Raw genomic sequence first — 23,522 nt, forward strand, 5'->3', positions numbered from 1 at the left:
AAGGGACGTTTGTCTGCGGCACCCCCTTCGAGCTGGAACTTATCGCGTGGTTTCGATGGCGTTTGAAACCTTCACGGCGGCCTGCCACTTCTTCGATTCGGCGGCCAAGAAGCCGGCCAGCTCGGACTTCGGCATGTCCATGGGCGCCAGACCCAGTTCGCCGAAACGCTGGCGAACCTCGGGCATCTTCATGATGGCCTCGACTTCGGTGTTCAAACGGGTGGCGATGGCCGCCGGCAGCTTGCTGGGTCCGACCAACAGGATCCAGCCTTGATAGTCGAAACCGGGAACGCCTTGCTCGGCAATGGTCGGGATGTCCGGCATCGATGGAATCCGCTTTGCCGACGACACCGCAAGGGGCTTGACGCGCCCGGAGGAAATCGCTCCCTGGATGACGGGGACATTGTCGGAAATGAAGTCGATCTGTTCGCCCACCAGGCTGGTGAGCGCCTGCGAGCCGCCCTGGAAGGGGATGTGCTCCGCGTTCAGCCTGGCTTCGCTGACCAGCTGCGCGATGACCAGGTGCGGAGTGGTTCCGTTGCCGCTGGAGCCGTAATTCAACTTGTTGCCGCTTTGGCGGCCATACGCGAGGAACTCCTTGAAGTTCGCCACCGGCAGGCTGCTTCGCACGGTGAGCACCTGCGGGGCATAGGCAACCGCACCGAGAACGGCGAAGTCCTTGGCCGGGTTGTAGGGCATCGAATCCGGCCGCAGCCATTGAGCGATCGACAGGGGGCCCGTGGAGCCCATGGCCAGTGTGTACCCGTCGGGAGTGGCTTTCGCGGCGGCCGCCGTGCCGATGGTGCCGCCGGCACCGATGCGGTTTTCAATTACGACGGGTTGGCCCAGGCGCGCTCCGAGCTTCTCGCCCAGGATGCGCATGGACACATCCGAGGAGTTGCCCGCCGGGAACGGAACAATGATCTTGATGGGTCGATTCGGCCATTCAGCATAAGCCGCGAAAGGGGAGAGCAAGAGTACGGCTGCTGCGATACGGGAGGCATGGCGCTTCATTGGAGACCTTCGGTGGGGTGGAGACAGAGCTTTTTGGGCCTCGGATGTATTTCTTTTCTGAATTGCACGTTCAGGCAGCCGCGTCTTGCTCGATGAACGTGTTCGCGCCAGACAGGTCACCCAGTCTTGCGCCGTTGCGCAGCTTTTCGATGTTCACGTTGCCACGGGCTTGCTTGGCCAAGGCCATCTCGGCGACCTCTTCGACCTCGTCGGGCGGAATCACCAGCACGCCGTTCTCGTCGGCCAGGATGATGTCGCCCGGACGCACCACCGCGCCGCCGCACGAGACCGGGTGATTGAGCAGTCCGCCCAGGTTGTACATGCGGGTGGTGATCGGTGAGATGCCTCGGCACCAGACCGGAAACTGCAGTTGCGCGATCTCCAGCGGGTCGGTGCACATGCCATCGATGATGGCCGCCGTGGCGCCGGCACTGTGCGCCGCATAGGTCACGCCGCCGCCCCAGCAAGCGTGCTTGCGGTCGCCAAGGCGGTCGATGACGACGATGTGCCCTGGCTTGAGCAGGCCGAGCGTGTGATGCAGCAGCGTCGAATCCTGCGCTGGCAAGGCCAATGTGACGGCGGTTCCAACGAGGCGCTTGCTGTGCCCGAGCGCCTGGATGCGGGTGTCCATGAAGCCCCAGTGGCGAAAGTGGCCGACTGTCGCGGTCTCGACTTCAGCCAGGCGCTGCTTCACTGCATCGGAGATGGGCTCCGGCATGGGGCCGATGCGGAATTTTTTCATTCAGAGCACCTTGTGGGACTGCAGGGGAATGTCTGCACGGGCTTTGGCGATGAGCTCCTTGTCGAGCCTTGCCGAGACCGGGCCGATTCCGTCGGAAGCCTTGGCAATGACGTGGCCCCACGGGTCGCAAACAAGCGAGTGGCCATAGGTGTGGCGCTTCTCGCCACCTTGGTCGAATGGACCGATCATTGCGGCGGCCAGGAAGTAGCTCTGGGTTTCAATGGCGCGGGCACGGCATAGCACTTCCCAGTGGTCCTTGCCGGTCTGCAGTGTGAAGGCGGCGGGCAGCACCATGACGTCGGCGCCCTTCTTCATGAGACGCTGGAACAGCTCGGGGAAGCGCAGGTCGTAGCAGACCGCCAGGCCGAGCTTAAAGCCATTGACATCGACGACCACGGGGTCGGTGCCCGGAGCAACCGCGTCGGATTCGCCGTAGCGCATGCCGTCGGGCGTGGTGATGTCGAACAGGTGGATCTTGCGGTAGCGGCCAATTTCCTCGCCGTCGGGATTGAAGACGACGCTGGTGTTGTAGACCCGTTTCCTGTCCTCGGTTGCCTCGTAGAAGCTACCGGTGTGCACATGGATGCGGCAATCGACAGCCAGCTTGCGGCACATGTCGTAGGCCGGGCCACCCTGGACGCCTTCACCCGCCGCGACCTTCTGCGCTACGGTGCCGCCGTGCCAGTCGAAGTGCTCCGGAAACACCACCAGCTCGGCACCGTCCCGGTCGACCGCAAGCCGCGCCATACGGTCTGCATCGGCGCAGTTGCGTGCCTTGTCTGGCACGGAATTCATTTGAATGAGAGAAACTTTCATGCTTGTTCCGAGGGGTGTGTGGAGTGGTTCTGCCAGGCTTGGGATGGGTCAGCCGCTTCGCAGAAGCTGGCTGCCGCCTGACGCGCAAGGGTGGCGACTGCTCGTGGCAGCGCGGTGTTGCCGTCTTTAGAGAAGATGGCTGCGTAGTGCACGCTGGCGTAGGCTTTAACCGTCGGTAGGAGGACCAGCGAGCCCTGCTCCAGCTCGGTCTTCACGTAGACGATGGGAACAGCGGTAATGCCCATTCCGGCGGCTGCCAGCTGGACGTTGCCGTGGATGCCGTTCGAGGCGTGCACGCCAGCGACCAGATCGACACCGGAGAAGTAGGACTCGACCCGCGACTGCGAGTCTGTGCCAGCGGGATAACCGATGAACGGGTGGGCCGCGAGTTGGTCCAGAGTCAGAGGCTTCGTGGTGTCGATGGCCAAGGTAGGGCTTGCCACCATGCCCATCGCGAAGCTGCAAAGGGGCACCCGTTCGTAATGCGGCTCTGGCGGCGAAGATGCGACCAGCAAAAGATCAAGGCGCCCACCTTTCAGATCCCGCAGCAAGCGGTCGGCAAGGTCGACGGTGACAGCCAGAGAAACCCGGGGATACTCGCTGCGCAGCGTCTTCACCAGGTGCGGCAGGATGGTGGGAACCAAGGTGGTCGCCAAGCCGATGCGCAAGCTTCCCTTGACCTTCATGGGATCAAGCACCACGCGCCGGAGCTTGTGGTAGGCCTCGACGATCGGTTCTGCCTCTTCGATGAAGCGAACCCCGTCAGGGGTGGGCTCGAACCCCTGACCGGATTTCTCGAACAGCTTGACTCCCAGATCCTGTTCCAGTGCATCGATGCGGTTCGATATGGCGGTATGGGTGATGCACATCTGCTCGGCCGTCGCCTTCAAGGTACGCAACTTCGTCAACCAAAGAACAGTTTCCAGGAATCGAATGTTCATGTCAGCGCTTCTTCGAGGGTGCGTGAAGACGTGCGCGCCATCAAGGGGAGCTCGCCTTCCAGCGTGGTGCGGTACATGGTGCGGACGTACTTCTCGTCGTCGTAGCCCGTGGCGCAGTGCTGGGTGCAGCGGTTGTCCCACAGGATGGCGTCGCCGGGCTGCCAGACCTGCCGGAAGATGAACCGGGGCTGCTGAACGAATTCCTGCAGGTACTTGACCAGCTCGCGGCCTTCGTCGAGCGGCAGCCCCTCGATGTCGCAGGCCCAGCGGCCGATGTAGATTGCGGTGCGGCCGCTGAAGGGGTGCTTGCGCGCGAGCGGGTGGTACACATCCGGGCGGGCACGCTTTTGCTCCTCGGTCATAGGCCCCATCAGCGGATAGTACGCCTCGTGCAGGTCGATTCGGCTGTAGCGTGCACGGCGACCGGCCATTTGCGCTTTCACCTCCTCGGGCAGTGCTTCGTAGGCGGCGTACATATCGACCCACAGCGTGTCGCCGCGCTCGGGTGGGCATACCTTGGCGTAGAGCATCGAGCCCGCATTGGGGATCGCCTTGTCTTCGCCATCGGTGTGGAAGCCTTCGCCGACCCGCATCTGGCCCGCAGCGGTGCCGCCCTTTTCAACCGGCTTGGACGGATCTTCCTTGCTGGCATTCGAGATGACGAAGACTTCGGGATAGCCTTCCAAGTTGGCGCTCAGCGGCTGCATGACGTGCGTCGGACCCAAGCGGCGGGTGAAAGCGATATGCTGCTCCGGGGTCATATCCAACCCGCGGAAACGCAAAATGGAATGCTTGTGCCAGGCAGCAACGATTCCATTCAAATCAGCATCGCTCACCTGCATGGTCGGAGGAATGTCGCTGATGTCGGCACCGAAGCCGTTTTCAAATGGTGTGACTTTCATTATTTCGCTCTCCGTGAAGGGATGAAACGAATTCTGGAACGCGACTGCCCTTTAGTCGAACGTGTTTTTCTTGCACTTGGTGCAGCTTTTTCTTTCACGGGATACAGGGCGAACGTGCCTCGTTTGATCCGATGCATGGCAGACCCGTGAACGACAGGGTTCAAGAGCGCGGACAGCGAGGCCGTCCTGGCCGATGGGGCAGGCAAAAGGCGGGCCTGAACAAAGCCATACTGAGCCGGGGCTAGAACGAGTTACGGCGGCAACTGGAACACAAGATGACATGGGCAGGTGGCATCGTGCTGGCCGTGTCAGCGCATTACGCCAGCCCAGACATGCCCGCACTTTGGCCATGCCAGCCACGAAAACCGCCGCACTCAAGTGATCTTCCTGTGCCAAGCCTGTGGCCATGGCGACCACGTTTGTCTGCCTATGGAGAAGACGGCTCTGGCCGAGGTCGAAAGACATCCGCGCAACCAACCGCGGTGAAGCAGGAACTCGCCGAAGTGACTGTGCAGGAAGCTGTTTCTGCACAGCATGTTAGGACTCCGAGCGTTCAGGCAGGAAAGGAGCTCCGACCGTTGCTCCTGAATCCGCTACTCCGAGATGCACTGAGCATTCGGAAGCGCGTTTGCCCTGCTGGTAGATGGCGGTAGTAAAAGTGTTGGCATCAACGTGGCGTCCCAGCAGGGGCCAGCTCCTGCGTGTCGGCGGGAAGGGCAGACGTGCATTTCAAGCTGATGCTCATCTCTATAAGGGGACCTTATCGCGAGCTATTTCGGCGTAACCATTGAGCGGCCTTGGTCGGACCTTGGCTACGCCTGCGTAGTGCAGACCTCAGGGGATGCCCACTGAACCGCACCGGTTCAGAGACGCGGTCAGAACCTTTCTAAGCCCTCCATCTGGAGCTCTTGGGAGATCTGGCCAGCAACCATGAGCAACTCGGGCGCTATCACGTCGCGCAAGCGCGGCTCCATCTCGCTATCTCCGAATGCCATGACGGCCAACACAAAGTTGGTCTCGCAGTGCCATTGCTTTACCACTGCACGTAGAACATGGCCTTGGCCAGCAGCACGATGGCCAGCACATGGCAGAACACGCTCAGGTGCAGCCGGCGCGAGCGACGCCCCCCCAGCACACCGCGCCGTCGCCAGAACATAGCGCTGGCGAAATGCCCGAACACGCTGAGCGACAGTGCGATCTTAAGCATCAACAGCAGCCCGAAGCTGCTGGTTAGCGGCTGTGCCAGCGCTGCGCGGTGCTGCCAGGCCAGACTGATGCCAGCTGCGTAGAGCGTCAGCAGCACCCAGGGCATCACGGCGGTGGATTGGTTGCCGATCGCGCGCTCCACCGCGCGCATAGTCTCTTGAGGCAAGTGCTTGCGCACACCTTCGAGCATCACCACTTCGAAGAACACCGTGCCCACGAAGGCGATGGCGGCCAGCAGGTGCAAGATCAGCAGGACACCATAGCTCACGGGGAAGTCCTCATGCCACCCGCCTGCGTTCCAGCTTCATGCGCTGGCTCGCTTTCAGCGGTAGGTCGGTGCTGGGCAACAGGTCGGCCAACGAGAAGCCGTCCAAGTGGGTCATGAACACCTGCAGGGAGCCGCTGAGTACGTCGGCCAGGCGACACCGTCCCGTCAAGACGCACTGGTTGCCGGTCGAGAAACACTCGACCAAGGCAAAGTCCGGCTCGATGTCACGCACCACGGCGCCCAGGTTGATGTCGCGCGGCGCATGGGCCAGGCGCATGCCCCCGCCCTTGCCGCGCACAGTCTCGATCCAGCCTTGCAGGGCGAGTTGGTAGGTCACCTTCATCAAATGCGCTTCCGATATCTCATAGGCCTGCGCCACCTCCGAGATGGTGCACAGGCGTTCGGGCTGCTGCGCCACATACATTAACAGGCGCAGCGCGTAGTCGGTCATCATGGTCAAACGCATGGGATGGCTCCAGTCATTGCGGCGGGTGCGGCCGCGCCGCAATCTGTTCGGGCTTGAGAACCGGCGCAGCCGGCGCATCGATGCGCGGGCGGATCAGCATCGGGAAGAACCGCCACAGGTACAGCACGAAGGCCAGCACCCAGGCGCCAGCGGATGCGTGCAAGGCACCCAACGCCAAGCCGGTGGGCAGCAGCGCCAGCAGGCGCAGCGCCGCGGCCGCGATCACTAGCCCGTAACAGCACACGATAAGGCGATCCGGGCGCAGCGGCCGCCCCAGATGTCCCAGCGCCGTGCGGGTCACCATGCCGATGATCAGAACCGAGAATCCGGCCACGCCAATCACATGTGCCGGCCATGCGGCGCGCAGCACGGCGCCTGCAGCGTGGGCGGCGGCCACCAGAAGCCCCACGCCTATTGCGGCATACCCGACATACAAAATCCAGAGCAGCGGCACGCGCCGCACGGCTGCCGGCTTCCAGGCCAGGACCTGCACAAGCGCAACCACGCCAGCCACGCTCAGGAACAGGGCCGATGCCTCTGCCCAGCCCATCAGTCCGCAGCCGATGGCCAAGCCGCCGGCCGCCAGTTGCCAATGGCCGCTGCGCGTGTGCATCGGAACCGTCAAACCCGGCACCGCCCGGATCGCAAAAAACGGAATCACCCGGCGTGCCACCAGGAGCGCGATCATCGCCATGCACAGCAACCCGGTGTTGAAGTGCTGCATGAGCTGGCCATGGTCGCTCTGCCGGGTTGCAAGCAGGAACAACGCATCAGCCCCGCCCAACGCGAACACCAGCAACGGCAGGCCGTAGTTGCGCTGGCTGCGCGCGCCGTAGATGGCGCGGCCCAGGGCCAGGGCCGACACGGCGAAGAACAGTACCTCGCAGGCAAGCGCCAGTGCAAACGCAATGTCTCCCGGCACGAGGTAGCCCACCCGCGCCAGAACCCACAGCAGGCTCAAGGCGGCCAGCGCCCTGCCCTTGAGCGGATTGGTGCCCGTCCAGTTGCTGCCCGCCGTGAGCAGGAAGCCCACCGCGATGGTGGCGATGAAGCCCCAGAGCATCTCGTGCGCATGCCAGACAACACCGGCCAGTTTCCCGCGCAGCAGCTCGGGCGCAAACACCCACAGCGCCACCGACACGGCGGCCCAAAAGCAGCCGGCCAGGTAAAGCGGCCGAAATCCCAGCTCCAGAAACGCTGCCCATTGCGGCGGGGGCGGCTTCGCCCTACTAGGCTCCTCGATCTGCAACAGTTCAGCCATACCGCTCAACCCTGTGCCAACGCCGCGGGCAGCGCGTCGGGATTACGACTGATCTGGTAGCCCATCCACAGGCTTTGCGCGATGCGCTCGGCCATCGCGCAGGCCTGCTCGGCCATCGCCTGATTGGGCTGCGCCACCGCGTTCTCGCGGAACAGCTTCAGCCAGCGCTGGAACAGCTCTGCCGAGAGCCCGGGCAACACCGCATGCTTAGGCATGGGCGCGCCCGAAAACCGGCCCGTGCGCCGGAGAATGGCCGACCAGAAATCCACCAGCTTGGCCAAGTGGCGGTCCCAGTCGTCAATGTGTGCCTCGAAGATCGGACCCAGCACCTCGTCCTCACGGACACGGGCATAGAACGTGTGCACCAGGGCCGTGGCTTCGGCTTCGGTGCAGAGATTGCTCCCGGGCATTGCGTGCTCTGTCGTTTGTAACGTTGGATTATTCATAAGATATATAAATAATATACCTTATGATAGCGCCAAGCGGCTTCCTCGGCATCCCTTTCTGACCTACATCAACCCCAAAGCGCCATGGCCCTCAAACATTCCCATCCCCTAGAAGTCATCGATCTGCACGCCATGGACCATTCGCAGGGCACGGCGGTCAGCAGCAGCCTGCTCAAGACGCCGCATCTCCAGTTGATGCGGGTAGTGCTGGCAGCAGGACAGTCGCTGCCAGAGCACCACGTGCCCGGCGAGATCACGGTCCAATGTCTGTCGGGCGAGGCGGATGTCGCGACACCATCGCGGACGTGCAGACTTGTGCCAGGCTGCTTGGTGATGCTGCCCGCCGCAGAACCCCACTGCGTGCAGGCCCATAGGGACACGGTGCTGCTAGTGACGATGCTGCATCACTGAAATTTTTTCAGAAAGAAGACCGATATGAAAAAGAACGCTCTCGATGAGCTTGACGGCACAGCACTCCGACCGCGTCAGATGCTGCTGCGCTTCGCGGTCTTGGGCTGCGCCGGCGTGGCTTCGACCGCCCACGCGCATGTGAAATGGTTTGCGCCCTACATCGTGGGCGCGCCACCGCAGCCGTTGAGCGCAACGCTCACCAATCAGTGGTTCTGGATCGGCATCGCACTGGTGCTGATGTTCTTCCTGGCCACCCGGGCCGTCGAGAAGATGTCCGTCGGACAAAGCATCCTCGCCGGCATGGACAAGGTGATGAATCCGCTGTGGATGCGCCTGGACGATTTCGTGCGGGTGGTCATCGCGGCCTTCTTCGTCGCGATCTTCGCGGTCGGCGGGGTCTATCTGACGCCAGATCTGAAGACACCAAACGAGTGGGTGTCGTGGATGCAATTGCTGATTGCCGCCTGCGTCTTCTCGCGCCGGACGATGCCGCTGGCGGCTGCCGGCATCATCGTGCTGTGGGTGCTGGCGTTGACCGAGTACGACCTGTTCCACCTGCTGGACTATCTGGCACTCGGTGTCTCGGTCGCGGGCTACCTGGTGCTTGAATCGTCGAAAAAACCGCAGTGGCGCAAGTACCGCTTTGAAGTGCTGCGCTGGGGCGTGGCCATCGCCCTGATGTGGTCGAGCCTGGAGAAGTTCGCGTATCCGGACTGGTTTTACCCGCTGGTCGAAGAAAAGCCGTTTCTCACCTTTGGCATGCCGCGCGACATGTTCATCCCGATGGCCGGAGTCGCAGAGTTCACGATGGGCTTCGGCCTGCTCTGGACAGCGCTGGTCCGGCGCCTGTCGGCGATCACGCTGTTCGTGATCTTCAATGCAGCGGTCTATCCGTTCGGGCGCATCGACATGGTGGGCCATGCCCTGATCATGGCCATCATCGTGGCCATTGCCGCAGACCCGACGCCTCAGGTGCGCTTCGCCATTCGGCGTTCGGTCTGGACGATTCCGGCTATGCTCAGTGCGGCGTTGCTTGTCTTTGCAAGCGGCTACTGGGGCCTGCATCTGGCGTTGTACGGCCCGAGCGGTGAAGCAAACGCGCCCACCGCAGAGATGGCGACCCACACGTACAGTGCCGAACATCCGCATGGGCCGCAGGTCATCGGCCAAGCAACCGCGCCTCCCGCCCCTTCTGGTGCTCACGGGCTTGGGCATACAGCGCCGCCTGCAAGCGCATCGGGTGGCTCGGCGCGCGAGGCCTACGAAGCCAGCATGGCCAGAATGCACCGCCCGATGCAGGTGGGGATCCGGCACCCCGATCCCGACGTGGCGTTCGTGCTCGGCATGATCCCGCATCACCAGGGTGCAATCGACATGGCGCAGATCCAGTTGCAGTACGGACAGGACCCCGTAAACCGCAAGCTGGCGCAGGAGATCATCGCCGCGCAGCGGCATGAGATCCAGGAGATGAAGGCTTGGCTGGCAGCAAGGGGCATCCCGCAACCGAACTGACACACCCGTCGCAGCAATTGCATCCGATGGCTGCCTGCACTTAGGCACTGCGAAACGGGCGGGAACCCACGTGTGCCTGGCCTGCATAGCTGATCAGAGCTTCATCATTCATCGAAGGTGCGCGGGCGACAACGGCGACAGTGGCACACAGCGGTTGCGCCCGCATTCGTTTCTTTGCCAATGCCAACGGCCCCCCATTCCTGCAGTGCTCTCTGACAAGCTGGCTGCATCTGCAGGCGAACAATTCCGGCCCGAGATTGACCTGCAGATTCAACGCGGCGACTGGCTGGTACGCCTGCAGTGCCCTTTGCCGCAATGCGGGGCGCTCCTGCACGAGCTGCGATGATCCGCATCGACGTCGCCTGGCGGGCCACAGCCCCGCCGGACATGCCTACCGGCATCGACACAGCCCTGGGCCGGGTGCTCACCATGTTCGGTTCCGCCCATCCTCACCCTGCCTATCTGTTCGTGAACAAGCGCGCCAACCAGATCCAGGTGCTGATGCACGACGGCATAGGCATGTGGTTGGCCGCTCGGCGTCTGCATCAAGGCAAGTTCGTTTGGCCGACACCTGGCAATGAACAAAGGCCGCTGGAGTCTGCTCAGCTTGATCCCCTCAGGTGTTGGACCGTAAGCACGCGGTGATCCCGTCTTGACCACCAACGTCAGTTACGGCTGGGCACCTTGCCAACGATGCGGCAGCAATTCTTCCACCCGCCTGGCCCTGTGCGTGGGCAGCCGCGTGAGCACATCCTTGAGGTAGGCATAGGGGTCATGCCCGTTCATACGGGCCGACTGAACCAGGCTCATTACCGCCGCCGCCCGCTGGCCCGCGCGCAGGCTGCCGGCGAATAACCAGTTGGCTCTGCCAATGGCAACCGGCCGGATCTGGTTCTCGATCCAGTTGTTACCAGGCATGCTATTCGTGCGCACCCTCCGGCGCGCACGTTTTGCCATCAAGGTATATCGTGTTCGCACCGGGATAGGGGCGTCGGAAGCATGTCATAGCGGGCAGGCCGAAGATAGACAATGAGCCGCGAGCTCGGGTTGTTAACTGGCCGCCCCTTCGACTCGCCCGGTTGCGCTGCGAGCGCGAATCCGTAGTTGTCGTGTTGCCCGTGAGCTTCCGTCGTGTTCTCAATGATGGAGGTGTGTCATGAAGATAATCGGACTCGATATTCATCGCACTTTTGCCCAGGTTGCAATCCTCGAGGACGGCGTGGTCAAGGACCATGGTCGATTTCTCATGGATCGCGATGCCGTACTCGCATTCGCCCAAAAGGCGCTCAACAAGGATGATGACGTCGTCCTGGAAGCAACTGGAAATACTGCAACCGTCGTTCGTTTGCTGCAGCCCTTCGTGCATCGGGTCGTGATCGCAAACCCGCTGCAAGTTCGTGCAATCGCCTGGGCCAAGGTCAAGACAGACAAAATCGATGCAGCCACTCTCGCTCGCCTGCATGCTGCTCGCTTCCTGCCCGAGGTTTGGATGCCGACCGAGGAGGTCGAGCTACAGCGCAGATTGGTTGCAGAACGAACGCAATTGGTTTCCCAGATGACACGGCTGAAGAACCGCATCCAGTCGATTCTTCACGCAAATCTGCTCCCTCGAGAGACCGGACGGGTATACGGGGCCAAGGGCCGAGATCGATTGATGTCGCTACCGATCCCTCCCGATCAAATGCGGACGGCCTTGCGGCATCATGACGAACTGCAACGGCTCGGTGGCGAGTTGGCCTTGGCAGATCGAGCACTTGCGAAGAAAGCACTGGATGACCCCAACGTCCGGCGCCTTATGACCATCAATGGTGTGAACGCGGTGGTGGCGACAAGTGTCTTGGCTGCAGTCGGTGATATCACACGATTTTCCAGTCCCCAAAAGCTGGTGAGCTACCTGGGACTCAATCCTTCAGTTCATCAATCGGGAGACCATCCGGCATTCCATGGACACATCACCCATCAAGGACGTGGCCATGCCCGGGGGATGCTTGTTGAAGCAGCGTGGACTCTGGCAGCAAGTCCAGGACCACTCAGCGCGTTCTTTCACCGCATCGGCGCCAAACGTGGACGGCAGGTGGCGGCTGTTGCGACCGCCCGAAAATTGGCGGTGCTTATCTGGCACATGCTCTCCAAAGGGCAGGACTATGAATGGGCGAGACCTGCATTGCTGCAATTCAAGATCCGAGCGCTTGAGCTGACAGCAGGGCACGAGTCCCGCCGCGGCGGCAAGAAACCCGGTCCAGCACGCGACTACAGTCTAAAGGCCGTGCGCGACCAAGAACGAGCCTGGATTCTTGGTGTCGAGCAAGAGTACAAATACTTCGTCGCACATTGGAAAGAGAAACCACCAAAGTCGACTCCTCAGCGAGGACATCATTGATTTGCTTGTCAAATACATCCGTATCCACGGGCAGTTGCCCGTCATCGACGAAGCGCGTCAGCGCTGTCCAGCGCCTGAGGCTGTAATCCAGTGCCCTGGCCGTCGCCGAGCTGTCCGGCAGCTTCTGCCGCTGCAATGTCATCCACTCGTGCAGCGCATCGAGCACCGGCTTGCTGTGCTGTTGGCGAATCGTCTGGCGCTGATCGGCATTGAGCTCCTTGACCTCGCGCTCGATGTCGTAAACCTTGGCGAACTGCTCCAGCGCGAACCCGGCGATCTGGCTTTTGTGGGCCGCATGCAGGTCAAAGAATTTGCGCCGCGCATGCGCCAGGCAGCCGACCTCGGTCACGCCACTGGCGATCAGGGCCTTGTAGCCAGCGAAGTCGTCGCAGGTCAGCGCCCCTTTCCAGTCGCCCAGGAAGTTGCGGGCGTGCTCGCCGGCCCTGGACTCGCAGAAGTCGTACACCACGGCCTTGATGTCTTCGAAGGCGCCTGGGGCGTAGGCCCACAGGTAAGCGCGGTGCGTCGTTCCCTTGCCGGGTTTGAGCATCTGCACCGGAGTCTCGTCGGCGTGCAGCACGCGGTGGCTGAGTATCTCGGCCTTGAGCGCATCGACCAGCGGCTGTAGCCGCACCCCGCAGGTGCCCACCCACTGCGCCAGAGTCGAGCGGGGGATGGCCAGGCCGGCACGAGCAAAGATAGTTTCCTGGCGGTACAGGGGCAGGTGATCAGCGTACTTGGCCACCAGTACCTGGGCCAGCAGGCCGGCGGTCGGGATGCCTTTGTCGATCACGTGCGCTTCGACTGGCGTCTGGGTGATGGTTTCGCACTTCGTGCAGGCCCACTTGCCGCGGATGTGACGCTCCACCGTGAACACCCCGGGCACATAGTCGAGTTTCTCTGCGACGTCTTCGCCGATGCGCTTCATCGCACAGCCACAGGCGCAGGTGGTCGACTCGGGTTCATGGCGGATCTCGCGGCGCGGCAGGTGGACTGGCAGCGGCTGGCGTTTGGGCTGCTGTTTGACCTCGGGGGCAGCCGCTGGCGGCTGGAGTTGCTCGATCTCGATGGCGACGGCCGCCAGGTCGGCCTCGATCTCGTCTTCGAGCAGGCTGCGCTGCTCGGCGTTGAAGCGCTCGGACTGGGCGGCGAACTTCATGCGCTTGAGCAGCGCGTTCTCATGGGTGAGTTTGGCGTTGAGTGCCTGGCTGTGGCGCAGCTCGGTGAGCAGGCGCGTGGTCATCGCGCGCAACTGCTCGGCGCTCAGATCATCCAGGGATTGCGGCCGCATCAACATGGCAGGCAGTGTGCCAAGGAAGGCCCAGCGCTGTCATGCGCAGATCCACGGATTGCACGCCGGCTTCAGACCACGGTGATGATGCCAGCGTCTCCCATACGTTGCCACGGCAGGCCCAGTACCAGGGCATCGAGCTGGGTGCGCTCCAGCTGCCAATGGCCATCGACGGGCGCAGGCCAGACGAACTTACCCTGGTGCAGGCGCCGGGCCGCCAGCCAGATGCCAATACCGTCGTGCACCAGCACTTTCATGCGGTTGGCGCGCTTGTTGGCGAACAGATAGGCATGGTGGGGGTGAGCAGCACCGAACACGGCGACCACGCGGGCCAGCGCAGTATCGGTGCCAGCGCGCATGTCCAGCGGGGCCGTGGCCAGCCAGGCGGCATCGATGCGGATCATCGCAAGAGCTCGCGAAGGAATGCCCCGCATTGCGACAGCGGGCATTGCAAGCGCACCAGCAATTCGCCGCGCTGGATCTGCAGATGAACCTCCCGTAGAGGTGCCTCCTCAGCAGGCGCAGGCAACTGGGCAGGCAACGCGTTGAGCGCTGGACTGCATGGGGCAGTGGCTATCGGCAACGACACGAACGTGGGCGCAGTCGCTACTTGCCGCTCTCGCTGTTCACGGACCCAGCGGTGCACCATGTTCGAGTGCAGGCCGTGCGCCAGGGCCACGCCGCCTACGCTGGCGCCAGGCTGGGCGCAGCGGTCCAGCACCTCTGCCTTGAATTGCTTGCTGTACTCACGCCGCCGTGGGCGGTCTTGATTCAAAGAATTTTCCATCGTCTCCACGATCCTCCAATCGTGGGCACGATGCCCGCTTCAAGCGGTGCATTCAAGATGGGATCGCCAGCTGCATACATATGACTGTATTTATGACCAACATGAAGTCTGAGAGTGCATCGGCGGTGGTCGGGCCAGAGCGGCGTCGGCGCTGGTCACTGCAAGACAAGCTGCAGATGGTCCGCGAAAGCTACGAGCCAGGTAACTCTGTTTCCATGGTTGCCCGGCGCCACGAAGTGAACCCGAATCAGCTATTCCAGTGGCGCAAGCTGCACCAGGCGGGCGCCCTGTCTACCGTGTCCGCAGGCGAGGCAGTAGTTCCCGCATCCGAGCTTGCGAAGGCGCTCCAGCTGCTGAATCCAGGTTGATCAATGAGCGCCCAGCATAACGGCGCTCCCCAGAACTGCAGGGATGGTGTCAACGGGTCTTAGCAGAACCTGAAGCCGCCTTGCTGTTGCGAGCTAGGAACGCATCTAGCACAGCGATTTCCTTTTTCTGCGCCGAAATGATGTCCTTTGCCATCTTCAGCATTTGCGGATCTTTGCCATCGCGCAATAGGCTCTTGGCCATGTCGATTGCGCCTTGGTGGTGAATGCGCATCATCTGCGCGAAATCCACATCGGCATTGCCCGTCATCGGCACAGCGGCCATTTTCTCGTTGTTCTCCTTCATCATGGACTGCATGTTCATCTTTGCATCTGATGCTGAGTGATCCATCCCGGCTGTCTTGGAACCTGAGGATGGCCCTGACTGGGCATGGAGCGCAAAAGGTGCAGCAACCGCGGCCACAAGAAGTGCTGCAGCGACCGAGTGCTTCTGGATCAGGAATGGTTTTTTCATGGAGTTCTCCTGTTGTTCACGGGACGCTCAATGGGCCGATGTCATGGCGGCGCACTCATCGGCGCATTGGTAGCAAGCTTCGGCGCAGGCCTTGCAATGCTGCGCGTCATGCTTGGCGCATTCATCGCCGCACGCCCTGCAGATCTTGGCGCACAGGGCGCAGATGGCCTGCGCGTGTTCGCTGTTGCGGGCCATCGCGTTGACGGCCAGGCTACACATAGCCGCGCAATCCACATCAAGTGCGATGCAACGCGCCATCATCTTGACGTCAACTTCCCGGAGACATGCGGCAAAGCATTGATTGCAGGCCGTGGCGCAAGCAATGCAGGCTTGAATACAGGTTTGGTTAGGTGTTTCGTTAAGCTCCATATGAAGCTCCTTAGGTAGTTGGAGGGAGTGCTGATAGAACAAAAATCCTGCGCTTTCGCATTGCGAGGAAAGGCCATCTTCCGTGCCTGCACGCGGTATGCACTGTAGGCAAGCACCGACGATTGACCACTCGACGGCGCATATTGCACAGGTAAGGTGTCGAGCATTACGCAGAGATTTCAGAACCGTAATCGCAAGGTCACCTTTAGGTCTGGCATGGCTTCTAGACTTGATTCCTTGGCACAAAACCTAAGGCTGCGATCTGCATGCCCTAGTCGAGCTCGCGTCTGATCACATCCCCCAACTGGCAAAGCTCAAGAAGGCCGACATGCCACACGACCCCAACGGTTGAAAGCTGCCGTGTTCACTTGGTTTAAACGTTGACGGCATCACTGTGGTTCGCAATGCCTTCGGCGCTGGCCCATTCCAGCACTGGGACGATAGCGCTTCGGGTTGAGAACCCTGCGCCATCACATGACGCCGTGCTGCCTCGAAGGCCCGCCATCGCGCAGAACCAAGCCATATCGGGCTATGGACAAGGAAGTCGTCATCGCCCATGTCAGGCCGAATGATATTGCCCCCGTATTCCCGGCCCCGCCCTATTCGCGATAAACGCCGCTAGTCGCTTGCGAAGTGACCTGCTCCATGTCAGTTGTAGAAACGCGGCAAATGCAGTGAGTGCCAAGCCCCAAAGTGCAGCGAGTAATCTCATGGATTTCTTTCCAAGGCTGAGGGAAGTACGTCGCTTGTTGAGGAGTCTTGCGCGGCAGCCGGCTTGAACGGTCCAGGGGGTTTTTCTGCGGGGTGCGGTTTAGGCCACCGGTGCATTAGGTACCACGCGGCAGGCATTACCAGCATGCTGAGCAGGGGCGCGGTCACCATACCGCCCACCATCGGCGCCGCGATGCGCGTCATCACCTCCGAGCCCGTTCCGCTCCCCCACAGAATAGGCAGCAAGCCAGCCATGACGACAGCGACAGTCATCGCCTTCGGCCGCACGCGCAGCACCGCGCCTTCACGGATGGCGGCGAGAAGCGTTTCTTCACTCATGGGCTCGCCAGCCGCAAGGCGCCTTGCAAGAGCGTTTTTCAGATAAACCAGCATCACCACGCCGAATTCCGCCGCGACGCCAGCCAGCGCGATGAAGCCGACCGCCGTGGCCACCGAAACGGAATGCCCCATGGCCCAGACCAGCCAGAAACCGCCAATCAGCGAGAACGGCACGGCCGTCATTACCAGCGCCGCATCGCCGAACGACCGGAGCAACAAGTACAGCAGCACGAAGATGAGTGCCAGGGTGACGGGGATAACCAGCTTGAGCCTCGCTATCGCCCGCTCTAGGTACTCGAACTGCCCTGACCAGGACACGGCGTAGCCTGCGGGCATTGCCACCGTGCTGACCACCGCTGCCTGCATGTCGTTGACCACCGAACGCAGGTCACGCCCGCGCACGTCGACGTAAATCCAGCCCGACAGGCGGGCGTTTTCACTGCGCAGCATGGGTGGGCCGTCGGTAATGGTGATTTTGGCGACATCCTGCAGCAACAGTTGGGCGCCTTTGTCTGTGACGAAGGGCAGTTCTCGCAGGCGCTGCAGCGAGTCGCGAATCTCGCGCGGGTAGCGGACGTTGATGGGGTAACGCTCACGCCCCAGGATGATTTCGCCGACGTTGTCGCCACCGACCGCCGTGGAGACGATGGCTTGCACGTCTGCCACCGACAGGCCGTAGCGCGCAGCGGCTGGCCGGTCTACATCGACATCGATGTAGCGGCCCCCGGTCAGCCGCTCCGCCAGTGCGGACGAGACCCCTGGTACGTTCTTCACAGTGGCTTCTATCTGCGTGCTCAGCCGGTCGAGAGTGGCGAGGTCCACGCCGGCAACCTTGATGCCGACCGGGCTCTTGATTCCGGTAGCCAGCATGTCGATACGGTTGCGGATGGGCGGCACCCAGACATTGGTCAGTCCTGGCACTTGCACCGCGCGGTCCAAGGCTTCGATCAGCTTGTCGGGCGTCATGCCTGCGCGCCATTGTTCACGTGGTTTGAACTGGATGGTGGTCTCGAACATCTCCAGCGGCGCTGGGTCCGTGGCCGTGTCGGCACGCCCGGCCTTGCCGAAAACGCGGGCGACTTCGGGTACGGTCTTGATGAGCCGGTCAGTCTGCTGCAGCAGCATGGAAGCCTTGGAGACGGAAAGGCCTGGCAGAGCCGATGGCATGTACAGCAAGTCACCCTCGTCCAGCGCGGGCATGAACTCTCCGCCCAGGCGCAGCATGGGGATGGCCGTGAGCGCCAGCAGCACGGCGGCCACCACCAGAGTCGCCTTGGGAAACCGCAGCACTGCCTCCAGCAAGGGCCGGTAGGCCGCCATCAGGAAGCGGTTCACCGGGTTGTCGGCTTCGTGCGGGATGCGCCCTCGAATGAGGTAGCCCATCAGCACCGGCACCAGGGTCACCGACAGCCCGGCTGCGGCCGCCATCGCATAGGTCTTGGTGAATGCCAGGGGAGAGAACAGCCGGCCCTCCTGCGCTTCAAGCGAGAACACCGGCACGAACGATAACGCGATGATGAGTAGCGAGAAAAACAGTGCCGGCCCGACCTCGACAGATGCCGTCCCGACCAGTTGCCACCGCTCCTGCGTGGTCGGACGTCTGCCGTGCTGCACCTCGAACGCTTCGAGATGCTTGTGCACGTTCTCCACCATTACGATGGCGCCATCCACCATGGCCCCGATACTGATCGCGATGCCACCGAGCGACATGATGTTGGCATTGACGCCTTGCCAATGCATCACGATGAACGCCGTCAACACCCCAATGGGAAGAGCAACCACGGCCACCAGCGCCGAGCGCAAATGGAACAGGAAAATGGCGCAGACCAGCGCCACGACCAGGAACTCTTCCAGCAGCTTGGTGCGCAGGTTGTCGACGGCGCGGTCGATGAGCAAAGAACGGTCGTAGGTCGTGACGACCTCGACGCCGGCGGGAAGGCTTGGGGTGAGTGTTTCCAACTTCGCCTTGATGGCCGCTATCGTGCTGCGAGCGTTCTTGCCCGAGCGCATCACGACCACACCGCCCACGACTTCCCCTTCGCCATCCAGCTCGGCAATGCCGCGGCGCATCTCCGGGCCTATCTGCACCGTGGCCACGTCACGCAGCAACACCGGAGTCGCGCCGGAAACGGCGAGCGGGATCGTGCGGAAATCGTCCAGCGATTTCAGGAAGCCGCGCGAGCGCACCATGTACTCGGCCTCGGCCAGCTCCACCACCGAGCCGCCCGACGCCTGGTTGGCGTTCTGCAAACCCGCCACGACCATGGCCTGGGTCACGCCGAGCGCACGCATGCGATCCGGATCCAGCACCACCTGGTACTGCCGCACCATGCCACCGATGCTGGCAACTTCGGCCACGTCGGGCACGGTTTTGAGTTCGAACTTCAAAAACCAGTCGTTCAGGGCGCGCAACTGCCCGATGTCGAGCTTGCTGGTACGGTCCACCAGCGCGTACTCGTAGACCCAGCCGACACCGGTCGCGTCAGGCCCGAGCGCGGCATTAGCGCCTGGTGGCAATTTGCTCTGCACCTGGTTGAGGTACTCGACAACGCGCGAGCGTGCCCAGTAAGGGTCGGTCTTGTCGTCGAACAGCACGTAGACGAACGAATCACCGAAGAACGAATAGCCGCGAACCGTCTTGGCGCCGGGCACGCTGAGCATCGTGGTGGTCAGTGGGTAGGTCACCAGGTCTTCCACCACCTGGGGCGCTTTGCCAGGGAACGGTGTGCGGATGATGACCTGCACGTCAGACAGGTCGGGTAGCGCATCCAGGCTGGTCTTGGAAGCCGACCAAAGGCCGGCCACGATCAAGAGAACCGTCGCCATCAACACCAGAAACCGGTTGACTAGCGACCAGCGAATCAGCGCGGCGATCATGGCTTGCTACCCGCCGGCTGCTTTTGCACCGATAGCAGTTCGTAGCCCATAGCACCGCCTTCCTTGAACGCGAACTCGACCGTATCGCCCACCTGAATGTCGGCAAAAGCCTGGGGCACAGTTCGGCTGAACCCCATGGTCATCGGTGGCCATTTCAGCGAGGCGATGGGACCGTGCGAAATCGTGATGCTGTCCGGTGCCAGGTCTTCGACCTTACCTCGGCCCGTATGAACTACGCCGATGGCGGCGGGGGCCGAGGCCACGGAGGCTGGTGGCTGGGCCGGCGCCGATGTGCCCATGCCTCCCAGCACCGAACGCAAACTCGCCTCGGAGTCGATGAGGAACTGGCCGCTGGCCACGACCTGCTCGCCTTCGCTCAGCCCCTGCAGAATTTCAACGTCGTCTTCCGAATCCACGCCCAGCGACACCTCACGCGGCTCGAACGCTCCCGTCTCTCCGCGCACAATAACCACAGCGCGCTTGCCCGTGCGAATCACGGCCTCGGACGGCACCACCAGCCGGCTCGCCATGGGGCCTGCGACCTGCAGCCGCAGCAGCATGCCGGGCACCAGCTGGCCATTGCGGTTGTCGACTTCGAACCGCGCTTTCAACGTCCGCGTGCTGGTGCTGACCTCGGGCAGAATTTCTGCCAGTGCTCCATTGAAGTGTTGTGCCGCATCGGCCTGCAGCACCGCCCTGACCTTTTGTCCGCGCGCCAGACGCAGTGCCTGCGCTTCAGGAACTTCCGCCACCGCCCAGACTTTCTCCAATCCGGCGATGCGGAACAGCGTCATGCCGGGCGTCACCGCAACCCCTTCGCGAACACCCAACTCGGCCACAACGCCGCTCATGGGCGCGCTCAGTGTAAACCGTGCCTGCGCCGTGCCAGCCTCTTCGCTTTGGCGCACCAGCTCAGGAGGAATCGACAGGGCTCGCATGCGGTCGCGGGCTGCGGTGACCAGCTCGGGGGAGACACCCGCCCGCTTGAGGGCCAGCCACTCATTCTGCGGACCAAGCCAGTCGGGCGCGAAAATCGTCGCCAGCGCCTGGCCTTTGCGCACCCGCTCCATTGGCGCGCGCACCGCCAGGTGCTCTACGTAGCCAGCGACCCGCGTTTGCACGGCAGTGCTCAGGCGATCGTCGAACTGCACCGAGCCGACCGCTTCGAACGAGGCCACCACGTCGACGCGACGCACCGTGGCATAGCGGATGCCCAGGTTCTGCTGCACGGCGGCGCTGATGTTGACCCCTGACATGTTGGCGTCGCTGTCGGCATAGACCGGCACCAGCTGCATGTCCATGAAGGGGGATTTTCCCGGCTTGTCGAAGCGCTGGCCCGGGACCATGGGGTCGTGCCAGTAGAGGACCTTTCGGGCGTCCGACGCGGCTGCGGGTTCCGCCGGTCTCTGCGCGGTCTGGCGGCCCGCATAGAAAGAGCCCACTGCGACGGCCGCAGCGGCGATGAGGGCAAGGCTTGCGAAGTGGGTGGATTTCATGGGGCAGCTCCCAGGGCTAGCGGTTTGTAGGTGAGTTGGACTTGGGCCTTGGTCCAGTCACGCTGCAGGGCGAGCAGCTTGCGCTGCGCCTGGACTTCAGCGTGCCGCGCTTCGAACAGCGTCACCAAACTGGCCTGGTTGGAGCGATAGGCCGCTGTGGCCGCCGCAGTGCGTTGGGCGCTCGGCGTGAGCACAGCGTGGCGATAACGCGCGATGCGCTCCTGCAGGCTGCGCGCATCGCTGACCCCTGTGCGGTATTCGGCGGTTACGGTCCGCGTGGCTTCGGCCAGGTCGGCCTCGGCCTTGTCGACAAGCGCCCATTGGGCGGCAGTCTCGCGGTCTTGCCGTTGCGCGGGCGCGAGCTGCAGCGGAATGCTGACGCCGACCGACACCATGTCCGCATAGCCGCTGCGCTGCCCATAGGCGACCTCCCAGGTCCAGTTGGCCTGGCGGTTGGTCGCCACGACCGCCGCCGTTTTTTTTGCGACTTCGACATCGCGCCGCAACGCTTCCACCGTTGGGTGGGCTGCCACGTACGCTGCTTCAGTGGGCAGGTTCAGCGCGGGCATCGGCGTAAGTGTGTCGGCCGGAACACCCACCCAGCGCTGCAAGGTGAGCCGGGCCGCACTTTGCTGCTGCAAGACTTCAGCCGTTTCATCCGCCGCCACGCCGCGTGCCGCAGTCAGGGCTAGTACATCCTGGCTGCTACCGGCAGACGACGACAAGCGGGCACGCGAGGCTTCCCATTCCTCGTGGGCGTGGTGTTCCATCAAGGCCGTCAGTTTGGCTGCTTCGCCGGCGAAAAATGCGTCCAGATAGACCAGCGCCGTCTGCAGCCGCGTGTCCGCCACGGCCGTTTGCAGCGAGACCGCTTCGCGCTCAACGGACGCGTCAGCGGCGGCCTGGCGTGCGGCGCGCTTTTCTGGTGACAGCCATTCCTGGCTGATGCCGATGCGTTTCATCGTCATCGAGTCCCGGGTCGTGTGCAGGCGGTCGGGCCCTGTCACCGGAAGGTTGTCAACGCCGATGCGCAGGGCGGGGTCGGGAAGTTGCCCGGCGGTGCGAGCTGCTTGCGTCACGCTTTGGATGGCGGCATTGGCGGAGCGTGACGCGTCGGAGCGCTGAACGGCCAGGTTCAACGCTTCTTCCAGCGAAAGAGGCACCGCCATGGCGGCACAGGGCGCAAACGCGGTGGCCAGAGCGGCCGCACGCAGAAAAGAGAGGGACATGGGAACTCCGAGGACAAACGCGCAATGGCTGGCGAGCGGACGAGCCGCACCAGCGCCGGTTGGTCGACGGAGAGGTCAGACGCGAAGTCTGAGCGTGGAGAGGAAGACGGGGTCGGGAGGCGGTCTGGTTTCCAGTGCCGTGGCCATGGTCCATGCGGACGCGCTGCTTGCGTCCACTACCGCAGGCACCACAAGCATCTGAATGATGGCCGGCAAGGAGGGTGTGGGCACCTTGGTCCATTCAGCCGACTGAGGTGCGTTGACGCTGTAGTGATGGCACAGCACCGGTTGCTCGGTGTCCATGCCCGCGCATGGCTCGCCAGCCGCCATCATCTCGGCCATTGCTGCCGCAGCGGACTGCTGGGGGCAAACATAGTTCGCCAACGCCAGCTGATAGAACAGCAACGACAAGACCATGAAGGTCAAAAGGCGGTGAATAGATCTGCTGCGCGGCATGATGTGTTGCAAGAGTTTAACTCTGCGCTTCAAACAGCCAGAACTTCGTCCCGTATGAGTAACGCTGCCGGATGCGATGCAGTAGCGCCCACTTCAACGCATTCCAAGCAATGCACCGAATGGCCACACTGGATCACCCCGGTTCTTGAAAGGTCCCCAACTCTTGAGAAGATGAAGCGGTGTGAACCTCCCCGGCTTTGAACTGAATCGCACCGGTGCGATTCAGTGCCGTGGAAAGCGGTGATCGAGCAGCAGTTGGGAAAGCAGGTTGCCGCGACAGTGCGCGACGGTGGAGTGTCATGGGAAATTGGACGGCGGCCTGGGCTGTCGCGAGGTTAGTCAGGCCGCCGCCAGCGATCTCACATAAGGGATTCAACATGATCCGCTGCAATCCCGACTAAGGGCGATCAACCCGGGTAGTAGAGACGCTGACGCGCGTCGCGTTCGGCAGGTGACTCGTTCAGCATTTCGTTGATCACTTGCTGACGAGTTTTCCCTGGGCCCACATTAGGCACAGGCATGGGGTAGTTGCTCTCGCCATAAGACAGGCGTCCTTGCTGCATAGCAGCCTTGGTTTCCGCGATAACCTGCTGTCGCGTCTTCTCGCTCTTGAAGTGTTCCTGGTGAACGATTATTCCCTTTTCATTGTTGGCAGGATGCTCGTACGCTGCCGAAGCCATCCCTGGAAGGCCCAGAACAACCACTGCGGTTGCGGCTGCGATGATGGAAGAAAAGGTGAGGCGTTGTTGGGTCATGATTGAA

The 23,522-nt window shown here is 62.4% G+C and carries 22 protein-coding genes and 4 pseudogenes; 6 read left to right on the plus strand and 20 right to left on the minus strand.

Going from position 1 to position 23,522, the window contains the following annotated elements; all coding sequences use genetic code 11:
- Positions 1-39: 39 nt before the first annotated feature.
- The 9 genes from HUK68_RS22800 to HUK68_RS22840 form a co-directional block, all read right to left on the minus strand.
- Entirely contained in the window at positions 40-1,014 is a 975-nt protein-coding gene (locus tag HUK68_RS22800; protein ID WP_175506550.1) for a Bug family tripartite tricarboxylate transporter substrate binding protein, read from the minus strand.
- A 70-nt stretch (positions 1,015-1,084) separates the two neighbouring features.
- Positions 1,085-1,756, minus strand: a complete 672-nt coding sequence (locus HUK68_RS22805; protein ID WP_175506551.1) for an RraA family protein — start codon at positions 1,754-1,756, stop codon at positions 1,085-1,087.
- Positions 1,757-2,572, minus strand: coding sequence for a carbon-nitrogen hydrolase family protein (locus HUK68_RS22810; RefSeq protein WP_175506552.1), 816 nt, complete (start codon positions 2,570-2,572; stop codon positions 1,757-1,759).
- Positions 2,569-3,513, minus strand: a complete 945-nt coding sequence (locus HUK68_RS22815; RefSeq protein ID WP_175506553.1) for a LysR family transcriptional regulator — start codon at positions 3,511-3,513, stop codon at positions 2,569-2,571. Before HUK68_RS22815 ends, HUK68_RS22810 begins: the two co-directional genes overlap by 4 nt.
- A complete protein-coding gene (locus HUK68_RS22820) occupies positions 3,510-4,415 on the minus strand; it encodes a TauD/TfdA dioxygenase family protein (protein ID WP_175506554.1) in 906 nt (301 codons plus the stop codon). Before HUK68_RS22820 ends, HUK68_RS22815 begins: the two co-directional genes overlap by 4 nt.
- A gap of 1,033 nt (positions 4,416-5,448) precedes the next feature.
- Positions 5,449-5,889, minus strand: a complete 441-nt coding sequence (locus HUK68_RS22825) for a CopD family copper resistance protein (protein ID WP_175506555.1) — start codon at positions 5,887-5,889, stop codon at positions 5,449-5,451.
- A 10-nt stretch (positions 5,890-5,899) separates the two neighbouring features.
- Complete coding sequence (locus tag HUK68_RS22830) at positions 5,900-6,355, minus strand: RrF2 family transcriptional regulator (RefSeq protein ID WP_175506556.1); 456 nt, start codon at positions 6,353-6,355, stop codon at positions 5,900-5,902.
- A 13-nt stretch (positions 6,356-6,368) separates the two neighbouring features.
- A complete protein-coding gene (locus tag HUK68_RS22835) occupies positions 6,369-7,616 on the minus strand; it encodes an NnrS family protein (protein ID WP_175506557.1) in 1,248 nt (415 codons plus the stop codon).
- A 5-nt stretch (positions 7,617-7,621) separates the two neighbouring features.
- The gene (locus tag HUK68_RS22840; protein ID WP_175506558.1) at positions 7,622-8,026 is read right to left on the minus strand and encodes a group III truncated hemoglobin; all 405 of its coding nucleotides are present in this window, start codon (positions 8,024-8,026) and stop codon (positions 7,622-7,624) included.
- A gap of 120 nt (positions 8,027-8,146) precedes the next feature.
- On the opposite strand from HUK68_RS22840, the gene HUK68_RS22845 reads away from it, so the two are divergent.
- The 3 genes from HUK68_RS22845 (at position 8,147) to tnpB (HUK68_RS22855) (ending at position 10,630) form a co-directional block, all read left to right on the plus strand.
- The gene (locus HUK68_RS22845) at positions 8,147-8,473 is read left to right on the plus strand and encodes a cupin domain-containing protein (protein ID WP_175506559.1); all 327 of its coding nucleotides are present in this window, start codon (positions 8,147-8,149) and stop codon (positions 8,471-8,473) included.
- A 24-nt stretch (positions 8,474-8,497) separates the two neighbouring features.
- The gene (gene copM / locus HUK68_RS22850) at positions 8,498-9,985 is read left to right on the plus strand and encodes a CopM family metallochaperone (RefSeq protein ID WP_244146431.1); all 1,488 of its coding nucleotides are present in this window, start codon (positions 8,498-8,500) and stop codon (positions 9,983-9,985) included.
- 342 nt (positions 9,986-10,327) lie between these two features.
- The gene (gene tnpB, locus HUK68_RS22855) at positions 10,328-10,630 is read left to right on the plus strand and encodes an IS66 family insertion sequence element accessory protein TnpB (RefSeq protein WP_175506560.1); all 303 of its coding nucleotides are present in this window, start codon (positions 10,328-10,330) and stop codon (positions 10,628-10,630) included.
- A gap of 24 nt (positions 10,631-10,654) precedes the next feature.
- On the opposite strand, the pseudogene HUK68_RS22860 reads toward tnpB (HUK68_RS22855), so the two are convergent.
- Positions 10,655-10,894: pseudogene (locus HUK68_RS22860) on the minus strand (transposase domain-containing protein); the annotation flags it as partial.
- A gap of 247 nt (positions 10,895-11,141) precedes the next feature.
- Between HUK68_RS22860 and HUK68_RS23385 the strand changes: the two are divergent.
- Entirely contained in the window at positions 11,142-12,365 is a 1,224-nt protein-coding gene (locus tag HUK68_RS23385) for an IS110 family RNA-guided transposase (protein WP_434082478.1), read from the plus strand.
- Here the strand turns inward: HUK68_RS23385 and tnpC are convergent.
- The 3 genes and pseudogenes from tnpC to tnpA form a co-directional block, all read right to left on the minus strand.
- Positions 12,364-13,656: pseudogene (gene tnpC / locus HUK68_RS22865) on the minus strand (IS66 family transposase); the annotation flags it as partial. The gene HUK68_RS23385 and the pseudogene tnpC overlap by 2 nt on opposite strands.
- Before the next feature lie 71 nt (positions 13,657-13,727).
- The gene (gene tnpB, locus HUK68_RS22870) at positions 13,728-14,060 is read right to left on the minus strand and encodes an IS66 family insertion sequence element accessory protein TnpB (protein ID WP_175506561.1); all 333 of its coding nucleotides are present in this window, start codon (positions 14,058-14,060) and stop codon (positions 13,728-13,730) included.
- The gene (gene tnpA, locus HUK68_RS22875) at positions 14,057-14,443 is read right to left on the minus strand and encodes an IS66-like element accessory protein TnpA (RefSeq protein ID WP_175506562.1); all 387 of its coding nucleotides are present in this window, start codon (positions 14,441-14,443) and stop codon (positions 14,057-14,059) included. Before tnpA ends, tnpB (HUK68_RS22870) begins: the two co-directional genes overlap by 4 nt.
- A 101-nt stretch (positions 14,444-14,544) precedes the next feature.
- Here tnpA and HUK68_RS22880 point away from each other — a divergent pair.
- A pseudogene (locus tag HUK68_RS22880) lies at positions 14,545-14,793 on the plus strand (transposase); the annotation flags it as partial.
- A gap of 67 nt (positions 14,794-14,860) precedes the next feature.
- Here HUK68_RS22880 and HUK68_RS22885 read toward each other — a convergent pair.
- The 6 genes from HUK68_RS22885 to HUK68_RS22910 all read right to left on the minus strand — a co-directional run bounded on the left by HUK68_RS22885 (position 14,861) and on the right by HUK68_RS22910 (position 22,772).
- Entirely contained in the window at positions 14,861-15,283 is a 423-nt protein-coding gene (locus tag HUK68_RS22885) for a DUF305 domain-containing protein (RefSeq protein WP_175506563.1), read from the minus strand.
- Between the two features lie 27 nt (positions 15,284-15,310).
- On the minus strand, positions 15,311-15,652 hold the full coding sequence (locus tag HUK68_RS22890; RefSeq protein ID WP_175506564.1) for a four-helix bundle copper-binding protein: 342 nt from the start codon (positions 15,650-15,652) through the stop codon (positions 15,311-15,313).
- A gap of 708 nt (positions 15,653-16,360) precedes the next feature.
- Positions 16,361-19,579, minus strand: a complete 3,219-nt coding sequence (locus HUK68_RS22895; RefSeq protein WP_175506565.1) for an efflux RND transporter permease subunit — start codon at positions 19,577-19,579, stop codon at positions 16,361-16,363.
- Positions 19,576-21,075, minus strand: coding sequence for an efflux RND transporter periplasmic adaptor subunit (locus HUK68_RS22900; RefSeq protein WP_175506566.1), 1,500 nt, complete (start codon positions 21,073-21,075; stop codon positions 19,576-19,578). The genes HUK68_RS22895 and HUK68_RS22900 overlap by 4 nt, the downstream gene beginning before the upstream one ends.
- The gene (locus HUK68_RS22905; protein WP_175506567.1) at positions 21,072-22,304 is read right to left on the minus strand and encodes a TolC family protein; all 1,233 of its coding nucleotides are present in this window, start codon (positions 22,302-22,304) and stop codon (positions 21,072-21,074) included. The genes HUK68_RS22900 and HUK68_RS22905 overlap by 4 nt, the downstream gene beginning before the upstream one ends.
- 75 nt (positions 22,305-22,379) lie before the next feature.
- Positions 22,380-22,772 carry a hypothetical protein gene (locus tag HUK68_RS22910; protein WP_244146432.1) on the minus strand — a complete coding sequence of 131 codons (393 nt, stop codon included), beginning with the start codon at positions 22,770-22,772 and terminating at the stop codon, positions 22,380-22,382.
- 213 nt (positions 22,773-22,985) lie between these two features.
- Between HUK68_RS22910 and HUK68_RS22915 the strand changes: the two are divergent.
- Positions 22,986-23,099, plus strand: a pseudogene (locus tag HUK68_RS22915) (DUF3363 domain-containing protein); the annotation flags it as partial.
- A gap of 68 nt (positions 23,100-23,167) precedes the next feature.
- Here the strand turns inward: HUK68_RS22915 and HUK68_RS22920 are convergent.
- On the minus strand, positions 23,168-23,515 hold the full coding sequence (locus HUK68_RS22920; protein ID WP_175506568.1) for a DUF4148 domain-containing protein: 348 nt from the start codon (positions 23,513-23,515) through the stop codon (positions 23,168-23,170).
- Positions 23,516-23,522: the final 7 nt, after the last annotated feature.

Origin of the sequence: Comamonas antarctica (assembly GCF_013363755.1) — a bacterium.
Lineage (GTDB): Bacteria > Pseudomonadota > Gammaproteobacteria > Burkholderiales > Burkholderiaceae_C > Comamonas > Comamonas antarctica.

Excerpts from the sequence above, each read along its gene's own strand:
- HUK68_RS22800 (WP_175506550.1), bottom strand. The coding sequence starts at position 1,014 with ATGAAGCGCCATGCCTCCCGTATCGCAGCAGCCGTACTCTTGCTCTCC.
- HUK68_RS22805 (WP_175506551.1), bottom strand. The coding sequence starts at position 1,756 with ATGAAAAAATTCCGCATCGGCCCCATGCCGGAGCCCATCTCCGATGCA.
- HUK68_RS22810 (WP_175506552.1), bottom strand. The coding sequence starts at position 2,572 with ATGAAAGTTTCTCTCATTCAAATGAATTCCGTGCCAGACAAGGCACGC.
- HUK68_RS22815 (WP_175506553.1), bottom strand. The coding sequence starts at position 3,513 with ATGAACATTCGATTCCTGGAAACTGTTCTTTGGTTGACGAAGTTGCGT.
- HUK68_RS22820 (WP_175506554.1), bottom strand. The coding sequence starts at position 4,415 with ATGAAAGTCACACCATTTGAAAACGGCTTCGGTGCCGACATCAGCGAC.
- HUK68_RS22830 (WP_175506556.1), bottom strand. The coding sequence starts at position 6,355 with ATGCGTTTGACCATGATGACCGACTACGCGCTGCGCCTGTTAATGTAT.
- HUK68_RS22835 (WP_175506557.1), bottom strand. The coding sequence starts at position 7,616 with ATGGCTGAACTGTTGCAGATCGAGGAGCCTAGTAGGGCGAAGCCGCCC.
- HUK68_RS22840 (WP_175506558.1), bottom strand. The coding sequence starts at position 8,026 with ATGCCCGGGAGCAATCTCTGCACCGAAGCCGAAGCCACGGCCCTGGTG.
- HUK68_RS22845 (WP_175506559.1), top strand. The coding sequence starts at position 8,147 with ATGGCCCTCAAACATTCCCATCCCCTAGAAGTCATCGATCTGCACGCC.
- copM (WP_244146431.1), top strand. The coding sequence starts at position 8,498 with ATGAAAAAGAACGCTCTCGATGAGCTTGACGGCACAGCACTCCGACCG.
- tnpB (WP_175506560.1), top strand. The coding sequence starts at position 10,328 with ATGATCCGCATCGACGTCGCCTGGCGGGCCACAGCCCCGCCGGACATG.
- HUK68_RS23385 (WP_434082478.1), top strand. The coding sequence starts at position 11,142 with ATGAAGATAATCGGACTCGATATTCATCGCACTTTTGCCCAGGTTGCA.
- tnpB (WP_175506561.1), bottom strand. The coding sequence starts at position 14,060 with ATGATCCGCATCGATGCCGCCTGGCTGGCCACGGCCCCGCTGGACATG.
- tnpA (WP_175506562.1), bottom strand. The coding sequence starts at position 14,443 with ATGGAAAATTCTTTGAATCAAGACCGCCCACGGCGGCGTGAGTACAGC.
- HUK68_RS22885 (WP_175506563.1), bottom strand. The coding sequence starts at position 15,283 with ATGAAAAAACCATTCCTGATCCAGAAGCACTCGGTCGCTGCAGCACTT.
- HUK68_RS22890 (WP_175506564.1), bottom strand. The coding sequence starts at position 15,652 with ATGGAGCTTAACGAAACACCTAACCAAACCTGTATTCAAGCCTGCATT.
- HUK68_RS22895 (WP_175506565.1), bottom strand. The coding sequence starts at position 19,579 with ATGATCGCCGCGCTGATTCGCTGGTCGCTAGTCAACCGGTTTCTGGTG.
- HUK68_RS22900 (WP_175506566.1), bottom strand. The coding sequence starts at position 21,075 with ATGAAATCCACCCACTTCGCAAGCCTTGCCCTCATCGCCGCTGCGGCC.
- HUK68_RS22905 (WP_175506567.1), bottom strand. The coding sequence starts at position 22,304 with ATGTCCCTCTCTTTTCTGCGTGCGGCCGCTCTGGCCACCGCGTTTGCG.
- HUK68_RS22920 (WP_175506568.1), bottom strand. The coding sequence starts at position 23,515 with ATGACCCAACAACGCCTCACCTTTTCTTCCATCATCGCAGCCGCAACC.